The sequence below is a fragment of the Pseudomonas sp. NPDC088444 genome (genome assembly GCF_044900175.1).
Lineage (GTDB): Bacteria > Pseudomonadota > Gammaproteobacteria > Pseudomonadales > Pseudomonadaceae > Aquipseudomonas.
In genome coordinates, this window is record NZ_JBJDNK010000028.1 from 428 (window position 1) to 6,121 (window position 5,694).

The following is a 5,694-nucleotide window of genomic DNA, read 5'->3' on the forward strand; positions in this document are numbered from 1 at the left end:
AGATCCGACATGCAAAAGATTCGTCGTGACGACGAGATCATCGTGATCGCCGGCAAAGACAAAGGTAAGCGCGGTAAGGTGCTCAAGGTTCTCGCTGACGACCGTCTGGTCGTTGGTGGGATCAACCTGGTGAAGCGTCATACCAAGCCTAACCCGATGTCGGGCGTACAGGGCGGTATCGTCGAGAAAGAAGCGCCACTGCACGCTTCCAACGTCGCCATTTTCAACAGCGCAACCAACAAGGCTGATCGCGTTGGTTTCAAAGTTGAAGACGGCAAAAAAATTCGTGTCTTCAAGTCGACCCAAAAAGCGGTTGATGCTTGAACACTGCTAGGTAGAAGACCATGGCACGACTGAAAGAGCTGTACTGGAAGGAAATCGCACCGAAGCTTAAGGAAGAACTTAAGCTGTCGAACGTGATGGAAGTTCCACGCATTACCAAGATCACCCTGAACATGGGTCTGGGCGAAGCGATCGGTGACAAGAAAGTCATCGAGCACGCTGTTGCTGACCTGGAAAAGATCACCGGCCAGAAAGTCGTTGTGACTCACGCTCGCAAATCCATCGCAGGCTTCAAAGTCCGCGAAGGTTGGCCGATCGGTGTCAAAGTGACCCTGCGTCGCGACCGTATGTACGAATTCCTGGATCGTCTGCTGTCGATCTCCCTGCCGCGGGTTCGCGACTTCCGCGGCCTGAATGCCAAGTCCTTCGACGGTCGTGGCAACTACAGCATGGGCGTGAAAGAGCAGATCATTTTCCCGGAAATCGATTACGACAAGATCGATGCCCTGCGCGGTCTGGACATTACCCTGACCACCACTGCTCGTTCGGACGACGAAGGTCGCGCACTGCTGCGTGCTTTCAAGTTCCCGTTCCGCAACTGATTGGAGTAGGACCATGGCCAAGAAGAGCATGAAAAACCGTGAGCTGAAGCGTCAGCTCACCGTTGCCAAGTACGCCACCAAGCGTGCAGCACTGAAAGCAATCATCGTGGATCTGAACGCGAGTCCAGAAGCGCGTTGGGAAGCTACCGTTGCGCTGCAGAAGCAACCACGTGACGCCAGCGCTTCGCGCATGCGTAACCGTTGCCGCCTGACTGGTCGTCCGCACGGCGTTTACCGCAAGTTCGGCCTCGCCCGTAACAAGCTGCGTGAAGCTGCCATGCGTGGTGACGTACCAGGTCTGGTTAAAGCCAGCTGGTAATTCGCATTTCTCGTTTCGTGCTGCGAGGGGCTTCGGTTTCCGACCAGCGCGACACTTGAAGCTGATCAAGCCCCTTTTGGGGCTTGATTCGTTTCTGGGGTACGTCTAGAATTGCCGGCTCGCCAGAGCCCGTGTTTTCACGTGCCCGGAACATTAAGGCGATAAGCTGTAGCCGCAAGGCTCATTTTTTTTGTATCAGGAGCGTCTAGCCCATGAGTATGCAGGACCCGTTAGCGGACATGCTAACTCGTATCCGTAATGCCCAGATGGCTGAAAAGTCCGTCGTAAGCATGCCATCCTCCTCGTTGAAGGTGGCTGTGGCCAAAGTCTTGAAAGACGAAGGTTACATTGCGGGTTATCAGATCAGCAGCGAAACCAAGCCACTGCTGTCCATCGAGCTGAAATACTTCGAAGGTCGTCCGGTCATCGAAGAAGTCAAGCGCGTCAGCCGTCCAGGCCTGCGCCAGTACAAGTCCGTCGATGATCTGCCAAAAGTTCGTGGCGGTCTCGGTGTGTCTATCGTCTCCACTAACAAAGGTGTGATGACTGATCGTGCTGCGCGCGCTGCCGGTGTTGGCGGCGAAGTGCTTTGCACTGTGTTCTAAGGGGGGATAAGCATGTCACGCGTAGCTAAGAACCCCGTTAAGTTGCCAGCAGGCGTCGAAGTTAAGCTCGTCGGCCAGCAACTGTCGGTGAAGGGTGCCAAGGGTACTCTCGACCTGAACGTTCATTCGTCCGTCGAAATCGTTGAAGAATCCGGTGAGCTGCGTTTCGCTGCTCGCAATGGCGATCAACAGACTCGCGCAATGGCCGGTACCACTCGTGCATTGGTCAACAACATGGTCCAGGGCGTAAGCCAAGGCTTTGAGCGCAAGCTCCAGCTGGTCGGTGTTGGTTACAAGGCCCAGGCTAAAGGCAAAATCCTGAACCTGGCTCTCGGCTTCTCGCACCCAGTGGATTACGAACTGCCGGAAGGCGTTACCGCTGAGACCCCAAGCCAGACCGATATCCTGATCAAGGGCATCGACAAGCAACTGGTTGGTCAAGTAGCCGCGGAAATCCGCGACTTCCGTCGTCCAGAGCCGTACAAAGGCAAAGGCGTGCGTTACGCGGACGAAGTTGTCCGTCGTAAAGAAGCCAAGAAGAAGTAGGGCATAGCAAATGACCGTCAAAAAAGTTACCCGACTGCGTCGCGCTCGCAAAGCACGCCTGAAAATGCAAGAACTCGAAGTCGTGCGTCTCTGCGTGTACCGCTCTTCGCAGCACATCTACGCCCAGGTCATTTCGGCCGACGGCAGCAAAGTCCTGGCAAACGCTTCGACTTTGGACAAAGAACTGCGTGATGGCGCCACTGGCAACATCGACGCGGCCACTAAAGTTGGCCAGCTGATCGCTGAGCGTGCGAAAGCCGCTGGTGTATCTCAAGTGGCTTTTGATCGTTCTGGCTTCAAGTACCACGGTCGCGTCAAGGCGCTGGCTGATGCTGCTCGTGAAGGCGGGCTGGAGTTCTAAGTTATGGCAAATAACGACCAAAAACGCGACGAAGGCTACATCGAGAAGCTGGTTCAGGTTAATCGCGTAGCAAAAACCGTAAAAGGCGGCCGTATCTTCACTTTCACCGCGTTGACCGTGGTTGGTGATGGTAAGGGTCGTGTTGGCTTCGGCCGCGGCAAATCCCGTGAAGTGCCTGCGGCAATCCAGAAGGCCATGGAAGCTGCCCGTCGCAACATGATCCAAGTCGATCTGAACGGTACCACTCTGCAGTACGCCATGAAGTCCGCTCACGGCGCTTCGAAGGTCTACATGCAGCCTGCTTCTGAAGGTACTGGCATCATCGCCGGCGGCGCAATGCGTGCTGTCCTGGAAGTTGCTGGCGTTCAGAACGTTTTGGCTAAGTGCTACGGTTCGACCAACCCTGTCAACGTTGTTCATGCAACGTTCAAGGGTCTGAAGTCGATGCAATCTCCTGAGTCCATCGCTGCCAAGCGTGGCCTGAACGTTGAGGAGATCATCTGATCATGGCTACCGTAAAAGTAACGCTGGTCAAGAGCGTCAGCGGCCGTATCCCTAGCCACAAACTGTGCGTTAAGGGTCTGGGTCTGCGTCGCATCGGTCACACTGTAGAAGTCGCTGACACCCCGGAAAATCGTGGGATGATCAACAAGGCTTACTACATGCTGCGCGTCGAGGGTTAATCGATGAAACTCAATGATCTGAGTCCAGCGCCGGGTTCCCGTCGCGAGAAGCATCGTCCGGGTCGTGGTATCGGTAGCGGTTTGGGTAAGACTGGTGGCCGTGGTCACAAAGGTCAAACTTCCCGTTCCGGTGGCACCATTGCTCCGGGCTTCGAAGGCGGCCAACAGCCGTTGCATCGTCGTCTGCCTAAGTTCGGCTTCGTCTCCTTGAAAGCTATGGATCGTGCAGAAGTACGCACCTCCGAGCTGGCCAAGGTTGAAGGCGTCGTAACTGTGCAGTCCCTGAAGGATGCCAACGTGATCAACCAAAACGTACAGCGCGTGAAAGTCATGCTGTCCGGTGAGGTTACTCGCGCGGTCACCCTTAAAGGTATCGCAGCCACCAAAGGTGCGCGTGCGGCTATCGAAGCAGCTGGCGGCAAGTTCGAGGAATAAATGGCTAAGCAAGGTGCTCTCTCAGCGCTCAGCAAAAGCGGCGGGTTGTCCGAACTCTGGGCTCGTCTGCGTTTCCTGTTCCTGGCGATTATCGTCTATCGGATCGGTGCGCATATCCCAGTTCCAGGTATCAACCCTGACCGGCTGGCGGACCTGTTTCGACAGAATGAGGGGACCATTCTTAGCTTGTTCAACATGTTTTCCGGCGGTGCGCTGGAGCGCATGAGCATTTTTGCATTGGGGATCATGCCGTACATTTCGGCCTCGATCATCATGCAGCTCATGACCGCTGTCAGCCCACAGCTGGAGCAGTTGAAGAAGGAAGGTGAGGCTGGTCGTCGCAAGATCAGCCAATACACCCGCTATGGCACCGTTGTCTTGGCCTTGGTTCAAGCTATTGGCATGTCCATTGGTTTGGCTGGTCAAGGCGTTGCTTTCTCTGCAGATATAGGCTTCCACTTCGTGGCGGTTACCACCTTCGTGGCTGGTGCACTGTTCATGATGTGGCTTGGCGAACAGATCACAGAGCGCGGTGTTGGTAACGGTATCTCGATGTTGATTTTTTCGGGTATCGTCGCCGGTCTTCCGAGAGCGATTGGGCAGTCTTTCGAGTCTGCGCGTCAGGGTGATATCAACATTTTCGCTTTGGTCGCCATCGGTTTGCTGGCAGTAGCGATCATCGGTTTCGTGGTGTTCATTGAGCGTGGTCAGCGTCGTATTGCTGTTCATTACGCCAAGCGTCAGCAAGGCCGCAAGGTCTTCGCTGCGCAGACCAGCCACTTGCCGTTGAAAGTGAACATGGCCGGTGTTATTCCAGCCATTTTTGCGAGCAGCATTTTGCTGTTCCCGGCTTCGCTGGGTGCCTGGTTCGGTCAGTCTGAAGGTATGGGCTGGCTTCAAGACATCTCGCAGTCGATCGCTCCTGGTCAGCCGTTGAATATTCTGCTGTTTAGTGCAGGGATTATTTTCTTCTGCTTCTTCTATACGGCGTTGATGTTCAATCCGAAAGACGTAGCGGAAAACCTGAAGAAGTCCGGTGCCTTTATTCCGGGCATTCGTCCTGGTGAGCAGTCTGCGCGCTATATCGATGGCGTTTTGACTCGTCTGACCATGTTCGGTGCTCTCTATATGATGGCCGTATGCTTGCTGCCCCAGTTCCTGGTCGTGGCTGCAAACGTGCCGTTCTACCTTGGCGGGACCTCGTTGCTGATCGTGGTCGTGGTTGTCATGGACTTTATGTCCCAAGTGCAATCTCACCTCGTTTCGCACCAGTATGAATCCCTGATGAAGAAAGCCAACCTGAAGGGCTACGGCAGCGGCATGCTGCGCTGAAGCACCCATAAGGTTCGAGGAGTTGGTGATGAAAGTTCGTGCATCGGTGAAAAAACTGTGCCGTAACTGCAAGATTATTCGCCGCGAAGGTGTCGTTCGAGTAATTTGCAGCGCGGAACCACGTCACAAGCAGCGCCAAGGCTGAGTGTGATCTGTGCTAAAAGCCCAGCAGCTAGTGCGCTGCTGGGTTGATTATTTGTTATTACAGCGATATTATCTCGCGCCCTATTTCTTGGCTTCCGGGGCGTAGGTAGCTGTCAATTGGAGTCCCACTGAATGGCCCGTATTGCAGGCGTTAACATTCCAGATAACAAGCACACTGTTATCTCGCTGACCTACATCTATGGTGTTGGTCGCACGACTGCACAGAAAATCTGTGCTGTCACCGGGGTAAACCCGGCCGCAAAGATCAAAGATCTGAGCGATGAGCAGATTGAACAGCTGCGTGGCGAAGTCGCGAAGTTCACCACTGAAGGTGACCTGCGTCGCGAAATCAACATGAAAATCAAGCGCTTGATGGACCTCGGTT

Annotated in this window: 12 protein-coding genes; all 12 read left to right on the top strand. The window is 54.6% G+C overall.

Features of this window, described 5'->3' with window-relative positions:
• The first annotated feature begins 9 nt into the window (after positions 1-9).
• Positions 10-324, top strand: a complete 315-nt coding sequence (gene rplX / locus ACI2KB_RS29010; RefSeq protein ID WP_108240405.1) for a 50S ribosomal protein L24 — start codon at positions 10-12, stop codon at positions 322-324.
• Positions 325-344: 20 nt separating this feature from the next.
• On the top strand, positions 345-884 hold the full coding sequence (gene rplE / locus ACI2KB_RS29015) for a 50S ribosomal protein L5 (protein ID WP_404640511.1): 540 nt from the start codon (positions 345-347) through the stop codon (positions 882-884).
• A 13-nt stretch (positions 885-897) separates the two neighbouring features.
• Positions 898-1,203: a 30S ribosomal protein S14 gene (gene rpsN, locus ACI2KB_RS29020; RefSeq protein ID WP_108240403.1), complete on the top strand. Its 306-nt coding sequence runs from the start codon at positions 898-900 to the stop codon at positions 1,201-1,203.
• Between the two features lie 212 nt (positions 1,204-1,415).
• A complete protein-coding gene (gene rpsH / locus ACI2KB_RS29025) occupies positions 1,416-1,808 on the top strand; it encodes a 30S ribosomal protein S8 (protein WP_108240402.1) in 393 nt (130 codons plus the stop codon).
• Between the two features lie 12 nt (positions 1,809-1,820).
• Positions 1,821-2,354, top strand: a complete 534-nt coding sequence (gene rplF / locus ACI2KB_RS29030) for a 50S ribosomal protein L6 (RefSeq protein WP_108240401.1) — start codon at positions 1,821-1,823, stop codon at positions 2,352-2,354.
• Between the two features lie 10 nt (positions 2,355-2,364).
• Entirely contained in the window at positions 2,365-2,715 is a 351-nt protein-coding gene (rplR, locus tag ACI2KB_RS29035) for a 50S ribosomal protein L18 (RefSeq protein WP_404640514.1), read from the top strand.
• Positions 2,716-2,718: 3 nt separating this feature from the next.
• Positions 2,719-3,219: a 30S ribosomal protein S5 gene (rpsE, locus tag ACI2KB_RS29040; RefSeq protein WP_108240400.1), complete on the top strand. Its 501-nt coding sequence runs from the start codon at positions 2,719-2,721 to the stop codon at positions 3,217-3,219.
• A gap of 2 nt (positions 3,220-3,221) precedes the next feature.
• Positions 3,222-3,398: a 50S ribosomal protein L30 gene (rpmD, locus tag ACI2KB_RS29045; protein WP_108240399.1), complete on the top strand. Its 177-nt coding sequence runs from the start codon at positions 3,222-3,224 to the stop codon at positions 3,396-3,398.
• A 3-nt stretch (positions 3,399-3,401) separates the two neighbouring features.
• Positions 3,402-3,833 carry a 50S ribosomal protein L15 gene (gene rplO / locus ACI2KB_RS29050; RefSeq protein WP_404640517.1) on the top strand — a complete coding sequence of 144 codons (432 nt, stop codon included), beginning with the start codon at positions 3,402-3,404 and terminating at the stop codon, positions 3,831-3,833.
• The gene (gene secY, locus ACI2KB_RS29055) at positions 3,834-5,165 is read left to right on the top strand and encodes a preprotein translocase subunit SecY (RefSeq protein WP_062384496.1); all 1,332 of its coding nucleotides are present in this window, start codon (positions 3,834-3,836) and stop codon (positions 5,163-5,165) included.
• A 28-nt stretch (positions 5,166-5,193) separates the two neighbouring features.
• Positions 5,194-5,310 (top strand): 50S ribosomal protein L36, encoded by a 117-nt coding sequence (gene rpmJ, locus ACI2KB_RS29060; RefSeq protein ID WP_002555468.1) that lies wholly within the window; start codon positions 5,194-5,196, stop codon positions 5,308-5,310.
• A gap of 131 nt (positions 5,311-5,441) precedes the next feature.
• On the top strand, positions 5,442-5,694 hold a 253-nt coding region (gene rpsM, locus ACI2KB_RS29065), incomplete at its 3' end, for a 30S ribosomal protein S13 (protein WP_404640519.1).

Excerpts from the sequence above, each read along its gene's own strand:
- rplX (WP_108240405.1), top strand. The coding sequence starts at position 10 with ATGCAAAAGATTCGTCGTGACGACGAGATCATCGTGATCGCCGGCAAA.
- rplE (WP_404640511.1), top strand. The coding sequence starts at position 345 with ATGGCACGACTGAAAGAGCTGTACTGGAAGGAAATCGCACCGAAGCTT.
- rpsN (WP_108240403.1), top strand. The coding sequence starts at position 898 with ATGGCCAAGAAGAGCATGAAAAACCGTGAGCTGAAGCGTCAGCTCACC.
- rpsH (WP_108240402.1), top strand. The coding sequence starts at position 1,416 with ATGAGTATGCAGGACCCGTTAGCGGACATGCTAACTCGTATCCGTAAT.
- rplF (WP_108240401.1), top strand. The coding sequence starts at position 1,821 with ATGTCACGCGTAGCTAAGAACCCCGTTAAGTTGCCAGCAGGCGTCGAA.
- rplR (WP_404640514.1), top strand. The coding sequence starts at position 2,365 with ATGACCGTCAAAAAAGTTACCCGACTGCGTCGCGCTCGCAAAGCACGC.
- rpsE (WP_108240400.1), top strand. The coding sequence starts at position 2,719 with ATGGCAAATAACGACCAAAAACGCGACGAAGGCTACATCGAGAAGCTG.
- rpmD (WP_108240399.1), top strand. The coding sequence starts at position 3,222 with ATGGCTACCGTAAAAGTAACGCTGGTCAAGAGCGTCAGCGGCCGTATC.
- rplO (WP_404640517.1), top strand. The coding sequence starts at position 3,402 with ATGAAACTCAATGATCTGAGTCCAGCGCCGGGTTCCCGTCGCGAGAAG.
- secY (WP_062384496.1), top strand. The coding sequence starts at position 3,834 with ATGGCTAAGCAAGGTGCTCTCTCAGCGCTCAGCAAAAGCGGCGGGTTG.
- rpmJ (WP_002555468.1), top strand. The coding sequence starts at position 5,194 with ATGAAAGTTCGTGCATCGGTGAAAAAACTGTGCCGTAACTGCAAGATT.